This window comes from Paraglaciecola marina (genome assembly GCF_004360155.1).
GTDB classification, from domain to species: domain Bacteria; phylum Pseudomonadota; class Gammaproteobacteria; order Enterobacterales; family Alteromonadaceae; genus Paraglaciecola; species Paraglaciecola marina.
The window spans coordinates 52,089-73,601 of the sequence record NZ_SAIS01000007.1 but is presented as its reverse complement, the minus strand read 5'-3'; the positions used below and the strand labels follow the sequence as shown (position 1 = coordinate 73,601).

15 protein-coding genes are annotated in these 21,513 nt (G+C 37.9%); 6 read left to right on the top strand and 9 right to left on the bottom strand.

Annotation, left to right across the window (positions count from 1 at the left end; genetic code table 11):
- Positions 1 to 51 precede the first annotated feature (51 nt).
- The 3 genes from EOK74_RS11200 to EOK74_RS11190 are packed head-to-tail and all read left to right on the top strand — an operon-like array spanning position 52 to position 4,341.
- Complete coding sequence (locus EOK74_RS11200) at positions 52 to 2,046, top strand: MHYT domain-containing protein (protein ID WP_133470098.1); 1,995 nt, start codon at positions 52 to 54, stop codon at positions 2,044 to 2,046.
- Positions 2,047 to 2,071: 25 nt separating this feature from the next.
- Positions 2,072 to 3,187 carry an HDOD domain-containing protein gene (locus EOK74_RS11195; RefSeq protein WP_166638757.1) on the top strand — a complete coding sequence of 372 codons (1,116 nt, stop codon included), beginning with the start codon at positions 2,072 to 2,074 and terminating at the stop codon, positions 3,185 to 3,187.
- 2 nt (positions 3,188 to 3,189) lie between these two features.
- On the top strand, positions 3,190 to 4,341 hold the full coding sequence (locus EOK74_RS11190) for an HD domain-containing phosphohydrolase (RefSeq protein WP_133470096.1): 1,152 nt from the start codon (positions 3,190 to 3,192) through the stop codon (positions 4,339 to 4,341).
- A 27-nt stretch (positions 4,342 to 4,368) separates the two neighbouring features.
- Here EOK74_RS11190 and EOK74_RS11185 read toward each other — a convergent pair whose 3' ends face one another.
- Positions 4,369 to 6,378, bottom strand: coding sequence for a winged helix-turn-helix domain-containing protein (locus tag EOK74_RS11185; RefSeq protein WP_133470095.1), 2,010 nt, complete (start codon positions 6,376 to 6,378; stop codon positions 4,369 to 4,371).
- A 133-nt stretch (positions 6,379 to 6,511) separates the two neighbouring features.
- Between EOK74_RS11185 and EOK74_RS11180 the strand changes: the two genes are divergently transcribed.
- The gene (locus tag EOK74_RS11180; RefSeq protein ID WP_133470094.1) at positions 6,512 to 8,608 is read left to right on the top strand and encodes a spermidine synthase; all 2,097 of its coding nucleotides are present in this window, start codon (positions 6,512 to 6,514) and stop codon (positions 8,606 to 8,608) included.
- Positions 8,609 to 8,620: 12 nt separating this feature from the next.
- On the opposite strand, the gene EOK74_RS11175 is transcribed toward EOK74_RS11180, so the two are convergent.
- The 3 genes from EOK74_RS11175 to EOK74_RS11165 form a co-directional block, all read right to left on the bottom strand.
- Complete coding sequence (locus tag EOK74_RS11175; protein ID WP_133470093.1) at positions 8,621 to 10,567, bottom strand: diguanylate cyclase; 1,947 nt, start codon at positions 10,565 to 10,567, stop codon at positions 8,621 to 8,623.
- 304 nt (positions 10,568 to 10,871) lie between these two features.
- Positions 10,872 to 11,621: a SapC family protein gene (locus EOK74_RS11170; RefSeq protein ID WP_133470092.1), complete on the bottom strand. Its 750-nt coding sequence runs from the start codon at positions 11,619 to 11,621 to the stop codon at positions 10,872 to 10,874.
- A 233-nt stretch (positions 11,622 to 11,854) separates the two neighbouring features.
- Entirely contained in the window at positions 11,855 to 12,223 is a 369-nt protein-coding gene (locus tag EOK74_RS11165) for a hypothetical protein (RefSeq protein ID WP_133470091.1), read from the bottom strand.
- 292 nt (positions 12,224 to 12,515) lie between these two features.
- Between EOK74_RS11165 and EOK74_RS11160 the strand changes: the two genes are divergently transcribed.
- Positions 12,516 to 13,862, top strand: coding sequence for a sugar MFS transporter (locus EOK74_RS11160; protein WP_133470090.1), 1,347 nt, complete (start codon positions 12,516 to 12,518; stop codon positions 13,860 to 13,862).
- Between the two features lie 105 nt (positions 13,863 to 13,967).
- Here EOK74_RS11160 and EOK74_RS11155 read toward each other — a convergent pair whose 3' ends face one another.
- Entirely contained in the window at positions 13,968 to 15,575 is a 1,608-nt protein-coding gene (locus EOK74_RS11155) for a glycerol-3-phosphate dehydrogenase/oxidase (protein ID WP_133470089.1), read from the bottom strand.
- A gap of 228 nt (positions 15,576 to 15,803) precedes the next feature.
- Here EOK74_RS11155 and EOK74_RS11150 point away from each other — a divergent pair, with 228 nt between their 5' ends.
- The gene (locus EOK74_RS11150; protein ID WP_133470259.1) at positions 15,804 to 17,000 is read left to right on the top strand and encodes a dipeptidase; all 1,197 of its coding nucleotides are present in this window, start codon (positions 15,804 to 15,806) and stop codon (positions 16,998 to 17,000) included.
- A 74-nt stretch (positions 17,001 to 17,074) separates the two neighbouring features.
- Here EOK74_RS11150 and EOK74_RS11145 read toward each other — a convergent pair whose 3' ends face one another.
- The 4 genes from EOK74_RS11145 to EOK74_RS11130 form a co-directional block, all read right to left on the bottom strand.
- Positions 17,075 to 17,989, bottom strand: coding sequence for a GGDEF domain-containing response regulator (locus EOK74_RS11145; protein ID WP_133470088.1), 915 nt, complete (start codon positions 17,987 to 17,989; stop codon positions 17,075 to 17,077).
- Between the two features lie 114 nt (positions 17,990 to 18,103).
- Positions 18,104 to 19,831, bottom strand: a complete 1,728-nt coding sequence (locus EOK74_RS11140; protein WP_133470087.1) for a bifunctional protein-serine/threonine kinase/phosphatase — start codon at positions 19,829 to 19,831, stop codon at positions 18,104 to 18,106.
- Positions 19,832 to 19,863: 32 nt separating this feature from the next.
- A complete protein-coding gene (gene cynS, locus EOK74_RS11135; RefSeq protein ID WP_133470086.1) occupies positions 19,864 to 20,307 on the bottom strand; it encodes a cyanase in 444 nt (147 codons plus the stop codon).
- A gap of 100 nt (positions 20,308 to 20,407) precedes the next feature.
- On the bottom strand, positions 20,408 to 21,217 hold the full coding sequence (locus EOK74_RS11130; protein ID WP_133470085.1) for a formate/nitrite transporter family protein: 810 nt from the start codon (positions 21,215 to 21,217) through the stop codon (positions 20,408 to 20,410).
- Between the last annotated feature and the right edge of the window lie 296 nt (positions 21,218 to 21,513).

Below are 21,513 nucleotides of genomic sequence, written 5' to 3'. Positions count from 1 at the left end.
GATAAACCTAAATTATAGTCATACTATTACCAAGTAAAAAAGGAAGCTACAATGTTAGAATTTTGGCGCTTTAATACCACCTCTTTAGAAAACCTTCAGGTCATAGAAGGAGAATATAACTTCTTCGTTGTTATTCTTTCATTTTTAATTTCTAGTTTTGCAGCCTTTGCTCTTTTAGTGGTTCTAGAGCGAGCTTGGCAGTCCCAAACGAGTAAAACACTACTGCTGTGGAAAATATTTGGAAGTATAGTGTTTGGCTTAGGTGTTTGGGCCATGCACTTTACTGGCATGATGGCTTTCATTCTTCCTATCCCCATGTCATACGACATGGGTCTCACTATCCTATCTGTAATCACCCCTATGGTTGGGACTTTTCTTGCTCTTGGTAGGTTAAGTGAAGAAAAGTTTTCCTTTTTATCAATATTGTTGTGTTCAGCCTACCTAGCCCTAGCGATTGGCTCTATGCATTACACTGGTATGGAGGCAATGAAAATGAATGCGATTATGAGCTACAACCTATCACTTTTTATAACCTCCATTGCTACTGCTTTCATTTTGGCCATGATAGCGATTTATTCAATTAAAGCGTTTAACAGCAATGTTAAACACACCTTAATCGCTAAAATTCCAAGCTCAATTGCTATGGGGGCAGCCGTTGCAGGCATGCATTATATTGCAATGTCCGCTGCAAATTATCATATTGATGCTCATACTGCTTTAAAACATCAATCGATGAGCGATAGTGCTATAGCATTTTCATTGGCCATAGCTGGTATCGTATTTGTTATTGTTGCCACTACGATCCTCTGTGCATTAATTGAAGATAAGTTACAACAAGCAGAGCAAAAACTTGAAGAAAATGCCATTCGAGAAAAAGACATACTAGAACATATGGCAGATGGATTATTGACAATGAGATCCTCTGGCATAGTTGAGAGTATCAATTCTGCTGGGGCATTAATGTTTGGTTACCCCAAAGAATCGATAATTGGCAACAATATTGAAACCCTAATAGATACAGACAAAGTTAAAGATTTAAAAGAAGCTTCTTTACATGAGAAATTAAAAGAGCAACTAGGAAAAACCTTAGTCACACATGGTATTAAACTAGATGGAAGTTATTTCCCAGTGGAGATTCATTTTTCCAAAATATTGTTAACAACCAAAAATCATACTATTTTTAACTGTGTAGTAAGAGATATAACGGAAAGAGTTCAATTAGAGCAACAATTAAGGCAGTCACAAAAGTTAGAGTCCATAGGGCAATTATCGGCTGGAATTGCACATGAAATTAATACACCCGCACAATATGTTTCAGATAATACTATGTTCTTAAATACAGCCTTTGAAAGCTGTTTAAAAATCTTACGTAAAACACAAGCTTTTCTAGACAAAGAACCTTCTGAAATCTCATCAAGTGAACTAACAGAGATAAATACATTATTTAAAGAAAACGATATGGAATTTGTTATTGAAGAAATACCTCTAGCAATAACACAATCAATAGATGGCCTTGAAAGAGTCAAAAAGATAGTAGGGGCAATGAAGTCATTTTCCCATTCAAGCCCAGGTGAAATGAGCTTAGTAGATATAGCTGAAGCAATTAATTCAACTATCACCGTATCTAGAAGCGAATGGCGGTATATCGCAGAACTGACCACTAGTTACACAGAAAACCTCCCAAAAATAAAATGTTTAAGAGACGAATTTAATCAGGTCATCCTCAATTGTATAGTCAATGCAGCTCATGCAATTGAAGCTAAGAACGGTCAAAAAAGTGGTGAGTTAGGCACTATTGAGATTAACGTAACCCAAGCAGATCAAAATATGGAAATATTAATCTGTGATAACGGAATAGGAATGACAAGCAAAGTGAAAAGCAGAATTTTTGACCCTTTTTTTACTACAAAAGATGTAGGGAAAGGCACAGGTCAAGGGTTAAGCATGGCATATTCGGTGATAGTAGAAAAACACAATGGAAAAATTGAAGTTGAAAGTGAAATCAACGTCGGAACGCAATTCAAAATTTCCTTACCCATTTCATAAGCAACTAATGCATAGGGATTTCATAATGAAAATTATGTTTGTTGATGATGACACCTCTATTCTAAGTGCTTTTAAGCGAGCATTTTATCGGTCAGGTTGGGATATAAAGTATGTGAAAGATGGAACAGAAGCCTTAGAACTATTAGAGAGTTTCCAAGCTGACTTTATTATTACAGACATGAAAATGCCCGGTATGAATGGCGCAGAGTTATTAGAACAAGTAAGTAAACTTTACCCTTCAGCAGTTAGAATTGTATTATCAGGCCACGCCGATGAAGACCTAAGTGTTAGAGCCAGCTATGTGGCCCACCAATGGTATGACAAACCATGTAATCTTGAGTTACTCAAAAGCGAAATAGAGCTAATCAACGAAGTTAGAGCAGACTTACCCTATTCTAAAATACAGGCATTACTGGGAGGAATTAATTCACTACCTAGTATCCCAAAATTGTTTATAAAATTAAAAGCTATGTTGCATAAGCAGTCTATCTCTATGGAAGATATCTCTGTTGAAATATCTAAAAACCCTTCCCTTACAGCCAAAGTTTTGCAAGTGGCAAATACATCATTTTTTGTCACCGGAGCCAATGTTAATAAAGTTGAAGACGCGATTATTAGATTAGGTACTGATGTTATTTGTAATATAGTGGCAATTTCTGAAATGTATTCAAATATGGGAGACACATCCAATACCTATATTGCAGAAATACTAAACCGAGCGTTAGACACGGCTAATATCGCAACTCATATTGCAGACAAACCAATAAAAGATGAAGCTATGTTAGCAGGACTACTGCATAACCTAGGTGAGTTACTACTGCCTGAAATCAGTCCTGAACACATGGAAGGGTATCTAGCCAAAAGAATTATTGGTGCTGATAATTCAGCATTAGAAACGACCCTATTTCAAGTAGACAACATCCAAATAACCAGTTATCTATTGCATCTTTGGCACTTTCCCTACTCCTTAATAAGATCCATAACCTTACAGAACAACCTTGAAAAATTAATAATCGAAGAATTGAATTGTGAAGTGATTTTACACCTAGCGAAATCACTGCAAAGCAATCAAGAGCTGGATGAAAGACTGAGTAATCGCAAAGATATTTCGATAAAACTAAAATCTATGATGGAGCAGTAAAGATGAAGCTTGCCAATGTATTAATGGTTGATGATGAATTAAATATTCTAAATTCATATCGTAGAACTCTCAGGAACGAATTTACTTTTGACTTAGCGTTAAGTGCTCAGGAAGCACTAGAGCATTTATCTAGTAATAAGAAATACGCTGTCATAGTAACTGATATGCAAATGCCCGAAATGAATGGCCTTGAACTACTACAAAAAACCATGGAAGTAGCTCCCGATACGATTCGAATCATGCTAACAGGTAACTCAGACCAAGAAACAGCGGTGAATGCCGTGAATCAAGGTGATGTTTTTAGGTTTATAACTAAACCTTGTGACAAAGAAACATTGATTGCCACGATCCAAGCAGGTGTGACACAACATAATTTACTAGTTGCAGAGCGAGTACTGTTAAATAGAACCTTAAAAGGCGTGATCAATGTACTCAGTGAAGTATTGGCTTTGGTTAACCCAGATGCAATGGAGAATGGCACTAAAATGATGGAGCACATGAAAAGTTTGGCAAAAATACTCAAAGTTCCGAATTCTTGGATATTCGAACCCATGGTGCAATTGTCGCAATTAGGATGTGTAATCTTCCCTCAAGAAACCATTAAAAATATGGACTCTGGTGTGGCCATATCTGAAGAAGAAAAACAATTATTTGCACAACATCCCTGTTTGGCATCCGACTTATTACGACGTATCCCTAGAATGGAGAAAGTTGCAGAAAACATTTTATATCAAGAAAAGTGCTTCAATGGTGAAGGCATACCTATGGATGACATAAAAGGTACTCAAATTCCCCTTGGGGCCAGAATGCTAAAAGTAGTAATAGACTTTATTCGCTTTGAAAAACAGGAGCAATCAACTGAAAAAGCCTACTCTTTACTAGAGCAACAACGCCAATATTACGATCCTAAAATCCTAGCTGCATTTAAAGAATCTTTAAATATAGCCGTAGAAGTGCCCACAGTTATAATCGAATTATCAAAGTTAAAAGAAAATATGATTATTAACACAAATCTACTAACCACACGCAATCAATTAGTGGCTCGAAAAGGTCAAAAGGTCACTGAAACCCTGTTGCACATAATTAAACACTGCTTAGAAAACAAAGCAATCAAAGGAAATGTAGAAGTTCAAATTATTGAAAATGAAGAATAATCAAACAAGATAAATTTAACTTTCGCACTACCTCAAACGTACTAATTGTTTAATATCTTCAACTCGACTAAACAAAAATCTGTCTGCATTTTTATTGGCATTAGTGAGAAACATGTTATCACCATATGCCTGACTTAAGAGAGGCGTTTCTAGCTGACTGAAAGGGTCCACTTTAATGAGAGCAAAACCTTCTGAATGGCTAATTTTCACTGAAAAATACCCATCAGATAAAGTAAACCCCTCCACATTTCCTGAATCGCTTTGCCAAAACACATCTAATTCTTCGCCGTCTTGGGTGCCATATATTTTGTTGTGGTCGGATACATACAACTTGTCTTGTTGGTCTAGTCCCATATATACACATTCAAAATTGCTTGGAGAATTAAGTAGCAGAGTTAGCTCTTGGGTATCTAGGTTAAATTTTGCGGGCTTTATGCCACCATCTGTTTTACGCGAGACCAATAAAGCATTTTCGTTCTGATATGACTCCCATAGATAGAAGGGGCCAAATTCATGTTTGATCTCCTGGTACTTTGCTAGCTCTTCATTGATGACATACAAGGCATCTTTGCTAGCTGTAATGATTTGGCGGCCATCGGGTGACCACACCACACCAAACAAGTCTTCGTTATCTGGATTGCTAAAAATTAAGCGCTCTTTACCGTTTTCGTAGACAAACAATTGTTTAAAACCATTGCGGTGGGACTCAAACGCAAACTTAGAATCATCAGGAGAATAAATAGGTAGAAAATCTAAAGACTGGGTATTCACCAAGAGTTTATACTCATTGGGAGCCGCTAAGTCAGAGTACATTATGTCTATATCCATGCTAACCAACTCCATCATGATTTCACTACCATCATTGGTGTACTGGGCATTACGAATATAGTGAAAATTATCAAAATCTATATTGGTTACTTCTCCTTGCATATCAATTAACTTCAACTTATCCCTATTACTAACTAAAAGTGCTTGCCCATCAGGATGCCAACTTATGTCGTGAACATTATTTTCTAATGTATGTAACTCAATCATGTTAAGACTTTCAAGGGTGAGAATATCAATGCGGTATTTATTCTGGTGAACATCAAAAACTAAGGCAAGCTGACTATCATCCGGAGATAGTGCAACAGACTGTAATTGTTCATTACCTTTAAAAGTCTTTAGAGTTTGTATTTGTTGAGTGCTCACCGAAATACGTTTTAGCTGTGTCACGGCCTCTTCACCCTCAGTCGAAAAATAGATATCGCCTGTGGCACTCCATTGAAACTGTGAACTATTAATCTGCCACTCTTTAAAGCTCGCCAACGTGATAGGAGTACTGGCACTTAGCTGATAAGAGTCGATAGTTGAGTAACGCAAATGTTCTTGGTTCTGCTGCAATTCTAGAAATGCTAGAGCACTGCCATCTTTCGACCACCCCAGCTTAGAATACTTGGTCGCTGTTTGGGTGATCTGACGCTCTTCACCCGTTGAGAGTTTTTTAAGCCAAATATGATTTTGTTTGTTGTTACCAATTCTGACAAACGCCACCACGTCAGTGACGGGCGATAATACCAAATTTGTTTCACTTGCTTCGCTAGAGGTTATAGGTTTGAGTAAACTAAAATCGACTTTGGGCAGTGATTCAGAGCTAGTCGTCCACCAAAGGCCAAGACTAAATAACATTATTAGAGCACTAGATAAAATCGGTAAAATATAGGCTTTACTAAAACTGAGATTAGGACACTCTTGGTCATGTAATACTAAACTATAACCACGCTTAGGATGGGTAATAATAAACTGCGGGGACTTGGTATTTTGCTCTAAAAATTTTCGCAGAATCGCAATGCTGCGCTGCACCGAGCTAGGGTTAAAAATGGCATTACCCCAAACGGTCTCGAATATGCGTTGCTGGCTGACAACTTGATTTCTATGCTGCTGTAAACACTCCAAAACCTCCATCACTTTAGGCTCTACTGAAGTCACATTTGCGGCATTAATAATTTGGCACCGTTCAAAGTCGACCACACTATTACCAATTTTCAACTTTGTCACAAGTTCTCCAAAAAACTATATTAATCAATGCCTAAGAAATTCTTAAGAAAAATTCAAGCTAAGCTACATTGCTAATCAATATAGATAAATTGCATTTTAAATCCAGTCTAAATTTTAACAAAAAGATGTATAAATGCGGTATTTTTTATTCTTAATTACCATAATCACCAGTGCTTTTTTACTATTCCAAATTCAACCTATTCTAGCAAAAAATTTACTGCCAACTTGGGGGGGGGGCAGCTCAGTCTGGACCACATCTATGCTGTTTTTTCAAAGCATGTTACTACTTGGTTATGCTCACGCATTTTGTATGAGTTTCATTAAAAATGTAAAATCCCAACTTAAATTACAGGCTTTATTTTTACTTTTTTCATTATCTTTAATTCCTAACCTATTAAAAACACCCCCATATTTAGCCAAGATTTCAACTCCTGAAGCTTCAATTTTAGTCTCATTGTTTCTCGAAATTGGTGTTCCTTTCTATTTACTGTCTTCGACTAGTGTACTTTTGCAACATTGGTATTCAAAACACTGTAACCAAGAAACTGGCGCCTACCCTTTCTACGCTTGGTCTAATTTAGCCTCATTAATTGCACTATTAAGTTATCCATTTTTAATCGAGCCTTATATTGGCTTAGCTCAGCAAAAGTTAATTTGGTCATACACTTATTTGAGCTTCGTTGTTTTCAATTTAATATTGATATTAAATTTATATCGCCATCATAATTTTGCTGTATTTAAGCACTTAACTTACAATAATTCTCAGACGAGCTCAGATAAACATAGCAATCTAACTCCTGAACACTTCAACACACCATCTCTAAAATCAAAAGCATTGTGGATGGTATTACCCTTGCTTGCCGTGGTTTTGTTATTGAGCATAACTCAACTTCTCACGCTGAATATCAGCCCTAGCCCCTTATTATGGATAGTGCCGCTAAGTCTGTATTTATTAAGTTATATCATTGGCTTTTCAAACCTTAACATATATCAAAAAGGTCCTTGGCTGACACTTTTTCCATTTTGTGTCTTAGCTAGCTTGTTAATGTTCTTTTTTGGTAGTCAATTTAACAGTCTTTCTCAAATAGCCATGTACAATTTTATTCTGCTGGTTGTAGCTGTCATTTGTCATGGCGAACTACGAAAAGTAGCGCCGTCTTCACATGATTTACCCAGGTTTTATTTATACGTGGCACTAGGGGGCATGTTAGGTGGGGTATTTGTTAGCGTCATTGCTCCACAGCTATTTAAGCAATTAACAGAGTTTCCTATTGCTATATTTGGCACTTTTTTGATTTTAGGTGTGATTTATTCCCCTCAATCGATTAAGACGCTAAATGCGAAAGGCATGGCTTGGTGTCTAGGTTTATTGATTTTACCTGCATCTTACTATGCCCTTAGTCATGTTTATTCTCGTTATGACATTGCTAACATCCGAAATTTTTACGGCTACTTAAGTGTCAAAGAAGTCAAAACTGAACACGGTATATCCCGCAGGCTAGTGGATGGCACAACTGTTCATGGTGAGCAATTGTTTAACACAGCTATAGACTCTACAAAAATTTATTATGGGCCAAATACAGGTATCAACCTAGCGCTCAAGCATGTTCAACAGCGAACATCAATAAATATGGCGGTGATTGGTTTAGGTGCAGGTGTACTTGCAGGATTTGGCCGTCCGTCTGACCATCTCACCTTTTATGAGTTAAACCCTGCGGTTAAATTTTTAGCCGAATCTCAATTTGATTATCTCAAAAATACACAAGCTGACATCCAAATAGTTATGGGTGATGGTCGTGTGTCTTTGACAAAAGCACTAATAAGACCAAAGGCCAAACAATCTAAAAACCTACTAGACGTGTTAATCATTGACGCTTTTACAAGTGGTGCAATACCGAGTCATTTATTAACGTTAGAAGCCTATGAAATATATTGGAAGCACCTAAAAGATAAAGGTTTGCTAGTCATACACACATCCAATAACCATGTCGATTTAGTGCCACTATTATTTGCTTTAGCTGAATATGACAATAAGACAGCCAGTTACTTTACTACCTCTAAAGTAAGCAAGTACGACTATGGAAGCGAGTGGGTAGTGATAACCAATGATAAATCTTTTAAAGCATCAGCTAAGACAAACTTGGTCGAAAAAACACTAAAAACTTATACTTCGAATCAGTTAATATGGACCGATGACTTCAATAGTTTGCTACCAATAATGAAGTTCTAATTAAATACTCAACTAGCTATGAATGACTCGGTTTCGCCCTAATTGTTTAGCTATATACAAAGCCTCGTCGGCGCGCTTTACAATCGATTCTCGGGTCTCATCCTCGTCAATTTTAGAGGTTGTTACACCAAAGCTAGCAGTGACTTTGCCTAATTCTGGAAATTCTGACGCTGCGATACACATTCGTAGCTTCTCAGCTAAAGCCATGGCACCTTGAATATCTTGAGACGGGCAAATAATCATAAACTCCTCACCGCCCCAGCGGCCGACTATATCGACTTCTCTAATGTTACTAGAGAGAACCCTTGCCACTTCGATTAAGACATTATCACCCAGTTGATGCCCGTACATATCATTTACAGTTTTAAAATTATCGATATCACACATCACCACAGAGACATCTTGTCTATATCGATAAAATTTTTGCATTTCTAAATTAAAGAAGGTGTCTATTTTGGCTCGATTAAATAACCCGGTTAGATGATCTGTTTCCGATAGTTTTTCAATACGCTTTTTATCAGAAATATCATGGCGGATAGAAGTACACCCAATCACATTTCCATGCTCATCATGATCTGGCTCCATTACCACTTCGACCCAAAACACACTGCCATCTTTGGCTAAACATTTAAGCTCACCTTTCCAACTCGCTCCGCGGTGAATCGTCTCCCACATTTTTTCATATATAGTAGCGGCCATATCTGGATGGCGAATAATACTATGGTGTTGTCCAATTAGTTCTTCACGTGAGTATTTCGAAATATCTAAAAAAGCCTGAGAAACATCGGTAATGTAATTATCAATATTGACCGTCGATATAATGATATTTTTATTTACTATGTCTACATAGTGTTGCAAATCTAGCTTAGTACGTTGTAACGCTTTGGTGCGCTCATTCACTAACGTCCGCAACCTTTTGCTTAAAAATATAAAAAGAACTAACAACGCCCCTAAAACAGCCGCGATAATAATAATCCATTTAACCCATAGGGCAGAAATGACACTGTTAGTGTGGTACCGATAATCAATTCCAGTAAGCTCACGCCCTTCAAGTTCTGAATTTTGACCGATATATATGTTAGCAATGCGTTCAAATCTATCTGGATTAAATGACCCAATTTCAACTAAATCAGGCAATACCATTTCCTTTGTGGCCCTGGCTTCAAACCTAAGATGCTCAATCGACTTATCAGCACCGTATTTGTTTTTCAACCAATCAATAACCTCTTCGGTGTGATCAAAAGCATAACGCCACCCTTTAATAGAGGCAGCTTTAAAACGCATGGCTACATCTGGGTTTTCTCTTAGTAAGGCTTCACTGGTGAAAAGCATATCGCCGTAAAAGTCGATTCCATAATTTAAGGGGTTAATTAGATGGGTAGCTATACCTAACTCATGGTACAAAAACGGTTGGTCTGTTGAATATACTGTCATAGCATCTACGTCGTCAGACAATAACCCTAAATCATCTCTGGTATAATAGACTTCATTTATATTAGAAAGATTGACATGTTCAACTTCTAACATTGCAGTTACCGCAGCATCACTTTCAATAGGCCTACGTGCTACATTTTTACCTGCTAGTTCGAATGGACCCAAAATATTATCGGCTTTTTTAGTTAGTAACATTGCAGGCGAATGTTGAAATATAGCGGCTAAAACCACTACCTTTTTATTATTTAAACGACTTAACACTAAACTAGAATCCGCCACCCCAAATTCTGCTTCACCATCAAGAACTAAATCTGCCGTGGATTTAATAAAATTAGGTTGAAGAATAGTAAGCTCAATACCTTGCTCCGCGTAAAAGCCTTTTTCTAAAGCAGCATAATAGCCAGCAAATTGAAATTGAGTATTCCATTTAAGCTGTAATTTAACCTGATCTTTTTCATTCGCGAAGGTGTGATTGCACAGACATAACAACACAATGCAGCTTAAAACCACTGGACTTCTTAACATCTTATACCTTAACGCTCGACTCAATGATTTGAGTTTCTGTATAACCTTAGTTCAGGATAAAAAATTTCAAAGAAATTAAACTTTATTATCCAATTCAGAGGGCTAATTATTATTTTCAACTTTTCAGTACGTTAGAAACGCAAACATGACTTAACCATTGCTGACGTTACTTACTAGCCATAATACCTGAAAATAAGCACATCGAGATAGCTTATTAGGTAATCACTATTTATTTTGGACAATAAAAAACCCGTTACAAACTAGCTGTAACGGGTTTTAAAATTATGCTTATGAACTAAGGCTATTAAGCAGTAGCTTCTTCAGGTTTGTCTAAAGAAAGCTGCAAGGAGTGTACGGGATTGTCACTATCAGCCGTCAATTGTACTAAGCGGTTAAGCTGACCTAATGACATTAATACTGCGTAGATTGCCCCTAGGAAACCACTTTTGTGTAACTCAAGTATTTGCTCTGAATCTAATTCTTGAAGGCGCTTTTCACTGATAGTCTGCATACCATTGATGTTACGTTTTTCACCATTCACATACTGAGCACGAATTACGATTGGATCAAATAAGCCTAACTCTTCTAATTTAGCAATAAACTTACGAGTTGCCATTTCACTATTGGTTAGCTCAGACAATAATTTTTGTCTGTTTTCAAGATATGGGCTAGCTGCGTCATCAACAAATAAAGGCTCGCCTTCTGTACCAACTAAGTCCGAATTTTCATCAATATACACACCCAGTTTTTCACCATCAGGACGAACATCAAATGGATAACGTTGAATGTTCATAGGCACAACATGCCCTTCCCATCTACTTTCTTTTGCAAACAAGTTAACGCCTTGCTCAATACCTAACATCACAACACTGTGGGTAGTACTGCTTTTAGGATCTTTGATGAAGATGATAGGCATACAACTGGCTAACTGAGCATATTCACGAATAGATGCGGCTGCTAAATGTGAATCTTTTGCATGGGAAAAGTCACTACTTAATTTAACGTGAAGATCTTTATGTTTATTTTTATCTAGCGGGATGTAACTCATTGTCATTGGAAAATTCTCTAATTATTTTTTTGATAAAACGATATAATTTACCGCTTTAGCTAGTTTTGCTCAAATCGATCTGGGGATGATTATCTCGTTTACAAGTAAAAAACAGATACCAACAATTTTTATTTGAAAATAGAAAGGCCCTGTAATCAGCTAATGTAAAAAAAAGCACCCCGCCAGCCTTCAACTTAAGGGTTAGGCCCAGTTGGTACCCATAAATAACCTGTTTATGATCAGGAGCAATTTACAGTTTCATAACCAAGGGATGAGTCTAAACTAGACAAACCAGCAAACCCTAAGTTTTCAGATTCCAGCAAATCTGGTTCCTGAATAGTAAAAATATAAATATTACTAGTGCCTCCACCACACACTGCTGGGTAGTTCGCACCTGTAATATAACCGCACTGGGGCTCAGTGAATTCGATATTAGCATCTGTTAAATAAGAAGAGGTCTCTTCTAAACTTAAGCCATCATCATTACATTGGGTTTCAGCGGTGTTAATATATACAGTAACCAATTTAACTGCAGAATCGTTTGCAAGGTCATCACTACATGAAACCATGAATATGACACATAGCATTAACCAGGCTTTAGAATTCATAACTGCCCCTCATAAAAAAGTCTGTGATAACTGGAATAGTACTTAATACGTTACCTTTAAGTGTTTTCTTATGCAAACTAACACTAAATGAACCTTTCATCCTGTTTTCGAGTACCGCTCAACGTCTTCTACTTGGTCACTAAACGTCTAGATGTTAGCATTTTGTTAATCTGCATCAATTACTTGTGTTAATAGGTGCGAGTAACGTATCTTCCACATTAATAAAAATCAAAGCCAATCAACATAATAAAGTGCTGGCTTTATAACCAAACGAAAATCAGGAAACGATTAGATGGGTTCAAAAAATAATTATAAATCTGCCTTTGCATTTTTAACCATACTCTTCTTTATGTGGGGTTTCATAACAGTATTAGTCGATGCGCTGGTACCTAGACTAAAAGACGTATTTGAACTGACTTATGGTCAATCAATCATGGTGCAATTTGCGTTTTTTGGTGCCTTCTTTTGTTTTGCTATCCCTTCTAGTTTTTTGTTAGAAAAAATTGGATATCAAAAAGGTATAGTGGTGGGTTTATCAGTTATGGGTCTGGCGTGTTTACTGTTTTATCCTGCCGCAAGCATCAGAGAATTTTGGATATTCATCACCGCCTTTTTCACCTTAGCCGCAGGCATTACCCTATTACAAGTGGCTGCTAACCCTTATGTTACCTTACTAGGTGATGAAGAGTCGGCCTCTAGCAGGTTAAATTTATCTCAAGCTTTTAACAGCTTTGGGACGCTACTTGCGCCTATCGCAGGCGCTTTGTTCTTGCTAAGTGATACAGTTTTAGATGCAAATAGTATTAACCAATTAAGTGAAGCCGCTAAGGTTGAGTATTATGCAAGTGAAGCTTTGTCAGTGCAGCAACCCTTTGTCATTATCGCGCTTGTTCTATTTGCTCTAGCAGCTATTTTTGGCTTTAAAAGCTTACCTTCACTGATTCAACAAGCGCCTAAAGACGGCTACGCTCAATTATTTAAACATAAAAAGTTTCTATTAGGCGTACTCGCAATATTTATGTACGTGGGCGCAGAGGTGTCTATCGGGAGTTTCTTGGTTAACTACTTCCAAGAGTTACAAGTAATCGACACGATTAAAAACAGTTCATTTTTAAGTAATTTATCTTCATTTTTGTTGATTGGAAAAGACATCACAGAGGTTGATGCTAATGCCGTATTAGGCTCATTTGTCACCTTATACTGGGGTGGGGCTATGATTGGGCGCTTTGTTGGAGCGTTTTTAATGCGCTTTATCAGTAGTGGTAAACTGCTAATGATATTTGGCTTATTGGCAAGTACCATGATTGTTATTTCTGTTACTGCTAGCGGCGTTACCGCTATGTTTGCAATTTTAGCTGTGGGTTTATTTAACTCTATCATGTTCCCTACTATCTTCAGCTTAGCATTAGATGGGTTAGATAACTTAAAAGCACAAGCCTCAGGATTATTGGTTATGGCAATTGTAGGTGGGGCATTCATTCCTAAGATAACTGGCACAATTGCAGATACTTTTGGAACCGATGCGAACGGTTTATCTACGGGTAGTGGGCTAAGTATTGCATTTTTATGTTTAGTCTTATGCTACTGCTATATTGCATTTTTTGGCGCGACCAAACGTAAAGTAGCCGCTGCGGCCTAATTTAAACTGCTGAATAGATCACCTGTTTAGAACTCAAAAACCTAAATAGGTGATTTACTTTTACCGCTTCACCCTTCTCAATATATGAATGACAGCTCCCTAATACTAAGTAACGGACTGCATATATTCTTGTAACTTAGCCTCAGCTTCATCACCAAATAATATTTCACATGCTTCTCGTAACCCTGGATCAGCCAGAATATCAGCCTGACGCACAACTAACGCAATTTTAGAGCGGCGGCGTAAAAAGTCTTCTAACTTAGTAACCATTTCTCTCTCTGCAGCATGCTCAATTTCAACTCTAAGGTACTCAGAATTTTCAATCAATAATTCGGCTTCAGCAGGGTTTTCTCGAATTTTCTCTAACATATTAATAGCATTGCGGCCGTAGCGACGCCAAAACCGAGTGGTTAAGGGCTCAGTTGAGGAGGCAGGGGTAAGAGAGTCAAAATCCATTAACTGAGCCCTATGAAAGAACTCATCTCGAACGGTACTGTCAGGCTCACCGTACCATTTGTAATTCTGGTAGGGGAACTCGATACCTAAATCTTTTACTATGCTTGCTACTTCATCGCCCACATTAATACAATCAGTGAGTTTGCCTCCAAAGATAGACAGGTAGCTATCAGCCTGATTAACATCAATGGCATGCTTACGAGATAATTGTACCCAGTCAGCAGTACCTTCAGCCCCCTTAATAGCCAAGGGACGCACCCCACAGCGTTCAGCAATAATATCGGCCTGAGTCAATGGCTTGGGTAAATCTAAAAGCTTATTTACGTTATCTAAAACAAATTGCCTGTCGTCAGCCGTTACTTTTGCGTTTGGGTCTTCCACTTGGGTGTCAGTGGTACCAATACAGGTTTTAGGTCCCATTGGTATCACAAAAAATAAACGCCCATCATCAGCAAAAAACGTCAGTACTTTATTACTATCAGTGATCTTATCAACAATCAGGTGAATGCCTTTTGAGAACAAATGTTGGTGTTCAGTTTGCTGATGATTAACGTGGTTAAGCAAGTCAACAAAAGGTCCTGCGGCATTGATGATAACCTTAGACCGAATAATGAACTCCTCACCGGTCAAGTTATCTTTAGCCTGAGTATGCCACTCATCATTAACTTTTTTATAGCTTGTTGCGGCAACGTAATTGGCTGCGATACAACCATAACTCATGCTTGAGCGAATAAAATTAAAAACAAACCTAGCGTCATTGTCATGTAAATAAGCGTCAGAATACTCAACCCCACCCACCACATTCTGAGTATTCAACACGGGCTCTAATGTTTTAAGGTTCTTGGGCTTTAAGTAAACTGGAACTTTCGTAAAAAAACGACCCATCGCCCAATATAAAAGAGTCCCCATGTAGATAAAAAATACTGGAAAACGAAAACCTCTATGAATGCTAGTGAAAAAACGGATTTCTTTCACCGTTGACGGATAGCTCTCCATCAGATGATTACGGCTTTTACACAGCTTATTGACCAATGCATACTCATGGCTTTCTAAGTATTTGATACCGCCCCAAGCTAAATTCGACGAGTTAGAACTGGTGAAACCCGCGAAATCTTCTTTATCCACTAGTGCCACCTTCACACCTTTTGCAGATAAAGCAGCGGCAGAAACCGCGCCATTTATACCGCCCCCAATCACTAAAACATCAAATGTTTTAACAGGAAGTTTCTTAAGGTTACTTTTTCTTAAATTGGTCACTTAAAACCCATGCTTGTTAATCATCAAATGTCAAATCTTGTGCATCTATAAAAGCAAAATCAAAATAAGAACACAATCAAATGACTACATTAAAGCTGACTTTACTTTATGAGGCCAATCTATAAACTGCATTAACACCAAACACAAATATAACGTCCAAAGCACCTCTAACTCTGTTAGTGGTTGCTACAACCATTAAAAATAGCGGGAGACTATTCTTTGAAAACAATTAAAACCAAAATAAAACTGGGCGGCTTATTAATTGCTTCGGCCTTATATGTAGGGCAAACGACAGCGATAGAAGTCAGTGACAAGGCCCATCAATTAGCCCAACAGAATATCATTATTGACTCACATATCGACGTACCTTATCGCGTTGAAAAACAATGGGTAGATGTCACTAAAGCCACTGAAGGAGGTGACTTTGATTATCCCCGAGCCAAGCAAGGGGGTCTAAATGCTCCTTTTATGTCTATTTATGTTCCAGCCAGTTTAGACAACTCAGCAGGCTCAACTAAATTAGCCGACAAACTTATAGACTATATGGAAGCTATCGTTGGCCGTGCTCCTGATAAGTTTGCAATCGCTACCAGCACATCTGATGTAGAAGAACAATTTGCAAAAGGCTTAATCTCTTTACCTTTAGGGATGGAAAACGGCTCACCTATTCAAGGTGATTTAGCTAACCTGAAACACTTCTATGACCGAGGCATTCGTTACATCACACTCGCTCACTCTCTGGCAAATCATATCTCTGATTCATCTTACGATTTACGTAGAAAATGGAATGGCCTTAGCCCTTTCGGTAAAGAGTTAGTTGTAGAAATGAATAACCTAGGCATTTTAGTGGATATATCTCACGTATCCGATGATGCTTTTTATCAAGCCATTGAAATCAGTAAAACGCCTGTTATTGCATCCCACTCATCACTACGTGAGTTTACTCCTGGTTTTGAGCGTAATATGGATGATGCGATGATTAAAGCTTTGGGCAAAAATGGCGGCGTAATTCAAATTAACTTTGGCTCTACTTTTGTTACTAAAAACGCCAATGCTTGGAGTAAAAAACGCGGGGCAGACCGCAAAGCTGCAGAAGAAAAGTTAGGTAAAGACACTGCAGAATTTAAAGCTTTTGCTGACAAATATAGTAAAGAGAACCCTCTACCTTACGCCACACTTGATAGTGTTTTAGACCATATTGATCACGTAGTAGCGTTAATAGGTGTAGACCATGTGGGGATTGGTTCTGACTACGATGGTGTTGGTGATTCATTACCAACGGACCTTAAAGATGTATCAACTTACCCAAACCTAATTCAAGGCTTACTTGATCGTGGTTATAGCGACAGTGACATCATAAAAATACTCAGTGGTAATTTTATGCGAGTTTGGAAAATTAACGAAGAATACGCAGCTAAACACTAGTAAATAAACTGATCTAAGCAAAATACTAATCCCAAAAGTAAACCTATGACCAAGGTTTGCTTTTGGGGTAAACATTAGGCGATAACATACGTATTTCGGCCATTTTCTTTAGCCTGATACAAACTATCTTCAGCCCTACCAATGATAGGGTTTATATCTAATGAACCATCACCAACAACCGTACCACCTATGCATATAGTAACTATTTCTAAGGGCGAAGGTTGATGTGGAATACTCAAATTTCGAATGGTCTCTAGCAAGCAATTCGCAATATATTCGACACCTGTAGAGTCTGTATCTGGCAAAACTAAAACAAACTTGTCTTGTTCCAAACGAGCCACAAAATCTGTGGGCCTACGGGCAAAGTTGGCTAAGGTTTTAGCTATTTTTTTTAAACAGTTATCAGCTTCAAATTGGCCGTACTCTTCGTTGTATTGTCTAAAATAATCAATATCCACTTTTAATAAACCAAGTGTCGTATTGTTTCTAGCGGCTAGCTTAGCCTGTTGAAAAAAGAAACCATCGAAAAATCGTTTGTTAGGGATACTAGTTAACTCATCAGATATAGAAAGATGTTTAAGTTTATCTGTTGAAGCTTTCATTGATAGAAAAGACATCACCCTATGCCTTAAAGTTTGTGTCGAAAACGGCTTGGCAATAAAATCAACACACCCCGCATCCCAGCACTCATCTTCTGATTCAGGGTCAGTTCTTCCAGTTATAAAAAATACTGGAATATCCTTGGTTGCAAATTTGCGTTTTAAAGTATTACAGGTTTCTAAACCACTCATTATTGGCATATTGAAATCCATCAATACCAAATCTGGAGCAATATTTTGACAAAAATCTATTGCTTCTAAGCCGCTAGAAACATGGTGTGTCTGATAGATACCATCCAATGCTTGCATTGAGATGACCGCACTAAGGGGATCATCTTCAACTATAAGAACCAACATTTTTTTATCTATAAATTCGCCATCATCAAACATGCTAAAATCCTAAGAATCACAACTAAACTAAATGCTTTTAACGGCAAACACCTAACAAAGTTAACTAATTATCACAAAACACCTACACATATTATACTGTCTGAAGCACTTAAGTTACTTAGCCAACAGCCACATGATAATCAAGATAAGAATGACGCATATACTTTGCCAAAACACCACAGGATCTCGTTCAATAAGAGGTGGTTTGGCTTTACTTAAAAAACTTTTACTAGGCTGGTTTAAATCGAAAATAAACTCTGATAATTCTTGGTAACGTTTATAAGGATTGGGATGCACTGCTTTTTTCAAGGTGTCATCTACCCAAGCAGGTATTTCTCGATCATCATGTAATGCGGTTTGATATCGCAACTTATTTTGAGCTGATTTAGTGCGGGCTTGGGAGACGCTCGTGCCGTAAGGTAATTTCCCTGTTAACATCTGATAAGTAATGACCCCAAGGGAAAACAAATCTGATCGTGGTGTCCCAGCTTCCCCTAAAAAGTATTCGGGAGCGGTATATTGCATTGTGCCTAAAATATTCTCATGTTCTATAGACTGAGTCATTTCCATCAAACCAGCCACTTTAGTAGAGCCAAAATCAATTATTTTCACCACACCCGACTTATCAATCATGATGTTCTCTGGACGAATATCTTGATGCAGCATTTCTAAGCGGTGAAACGCTTGTAATCCTGTAGCAATTTGCGCCACTATTTCTCGGACACTCTGCAGACTAGGCTTAGGATTGTCTCTCATCCATTGGGTTAGTGTTTGGCCTTCTATAAATTCAAATGCTGTAAACAAAAAGTTTCGTTTACGAGTCACGTCGCAGGGTTTAAGTACATGGGCACTATTGATACGTTTAGCGATCCACTCTTCCATTGAAAAACGTTCAAGATGAGCAGGTTCATCTTTCAAATCAATGGATGGAGCTTTTATCACCACAGGTAAATCAGAACCACTAATTAAATCTTCAGCTAAATATACATGGCTGCGGCTAGTTGAGTACAAGACTCGCAAAATTTTAAAGCCATCAAACTCTTCTCGTACCTCCATTACAGGAGGAAAAGGTAATACTGTCAGTTCTTTAACACGCTCATTTACATCTTGACTAGGCAAGTTATCAAGTCTAACCACTTGTACACTTAGGTTATCATCACTGCCTTGATTCAAAGCATACTCCGCTATTTTAGCAGCGGCTTCGTCTAAGTTAGCTGAATTATTATCTATAAATTGGTACATTAGATTTTTATCTACGCACTCATATACACCATCTGTAGCAAGAATAAACACGTCCCCTTTTTCAACTTTCAGGGAATCATGATCTAACTCTAGCTGACTAAACATGCCCATAGCACGACTGAGGTAACTCTGTTCATTAGACACCCATGTACGGTGATCTGCCGTTAATGACACTCCATTACCACTTCGAAAATGATAGATGCGACTGTCGCCAATATGAAAGGTGTAAGCGGTATTTGACTTAATAATCAAAGCACTTAAGGTACAAACAAAGCCCTTATTTTTATCAAACCTATGCTCACTCTTTTCGGTTTGAGAATGTAACCAAGTATTATTTGCAGTAAGTACTCGCTCAGCAGACTTTTTAACGGACCAGGTTTCTGAAGTGCAATAATAATCATCCAATAAGCTCCTGACTGAAGACTCACTGGCAATGTGACTAACCTCGCTACTGCTAATACCATCTGCAATGGCAGCAACAATACCTTTGGTAGATAATTGAGGCTCAGTCGGCACCATCACACCATAAAAATCCTGATTCACCGCTTTGCGGCCTTTATCAGAATACTGCCCCACCGAAACAACTAATTGACTGGGCATGGCGTGAGGTTCCTTACTGTTTATACAAAATGTTAGTAACTTTTATAAGGTAAAAATTTACCTGTCATGGTAATTTTGACTCTATCACCTTTTGCATCTTCTTGACGGCTTAAGTCCATGTCAAAGTCTATAGCGCTCATAATACCATCACCAAACTCTTCATGAATGAGCGCTTTAAATGTAGTTCCATAAACATTGATTAATTCGTAAAAACGATAAATCAGGGGATCCGTAGGCACTGCTGTTGGCAACGAACCTTTATATGGAACCACTTGTAATTGCGCGACGGCTGTTGCGGGCAGGTCTAATAACTCACCTACTTTAGTCGCTTGCTCAACTGTTAAAGTCATTTGCCCTAATAAGGCAGCGGTAGTCCACTCTTTACTTTGACCCACCGCTTCAGCCAGTTGTGGCCAAGTCATGTTTTTAAGTTGTTTTTGTAAAACAATAAGTTCAGTAACTTCATTACGATTCATTGCATCACTCTCTTATATTCAAAAATAAAAAATGATACCTGCTGACTAAAACCAATAGGCTGTTGAACTATAGCTAGGTCAGCAAGTACCAAAGGGAAACTTAAGCGCTACGCTTTTTACTTTCACGCACGTGCGTATAGTAAATAGGTAAGCCAACTAATAAGAAACCACCCACTAAGTTACCTAGTGCAGTTGGGATCTCATTCCATATTAGGTAATCAGAAATAGCAAACTCACCGCCCATGATCATAGAGAATGGGAAAAGGAACATGTTTACAATTGAGTGCTCAAACACCATATAGAAGAACAACATAATAGGCATCCACATTGCCGCCATTTTAGCACCAGCAGAAGTAGAGATCATGGCACCAACCACACCCATAGATACCATCCAGTTACACAACATGCCGCGGATAAAGATAGTGAACCAACCTAAAATCCCCTGCTCTTTATAGCCTAGAGTTCGGGATTCACCTATAGTCGCCACTTTTTCAGCAACGGCACCGCCATCTATCTGGTAGCCGTAAGTTAAAATAAACGAAGCGAAAAATGCAGTAGTTAAGGCACCTGCAAAGTTTCCACAAAAAACTAATCCCCAATTACGCAACATACCTTTCACAGTACAGCCAGGTCTTTTATCGATTACCGCAAGAGGTACCAAAGTAAATACACCTGTTAACAAGTCATATTTCATTAAATAAAGCATGATAAAGCCTACTGGAAACAGAATTGCCCCAAGCAAAGGATTACCTGTTTTAGTAATGACAGTTATCGCAAAAAACGCAGCTAAAGCTAGAATGGCACCAGCCATAAATGCTCTAACTAATGTATCTTTGGTGGACATAAAAATTTTCTGTTCACCGGCGTCTACCATTTTGGTGGCAAACTCTTTTGGTTCTAAGTAAGACATGTTTAACCCTCGTATTTTGATTTTATGTGTGATTTTTAAGCAAAAAAAAACGTCCATAAATTCACTAGCGCTAGCTAATAAATTTATGGACGTCGTTATCCGTTGAATCTTTTATTTTAAGTCATCGTTGACTTTGATTCTAATTTCCACAAAGCAAACTCTGGGCCAAAGGGAATTTCAAACCAGAAATCATAAGAAAATAACCAATAAAAATAAGCACTTCAAAGTTTTTAAGGTACAGAGATGAAATGTTGAACACCTAGTAGAATAAAAAGATAAAGATCAAAACTGTTCAC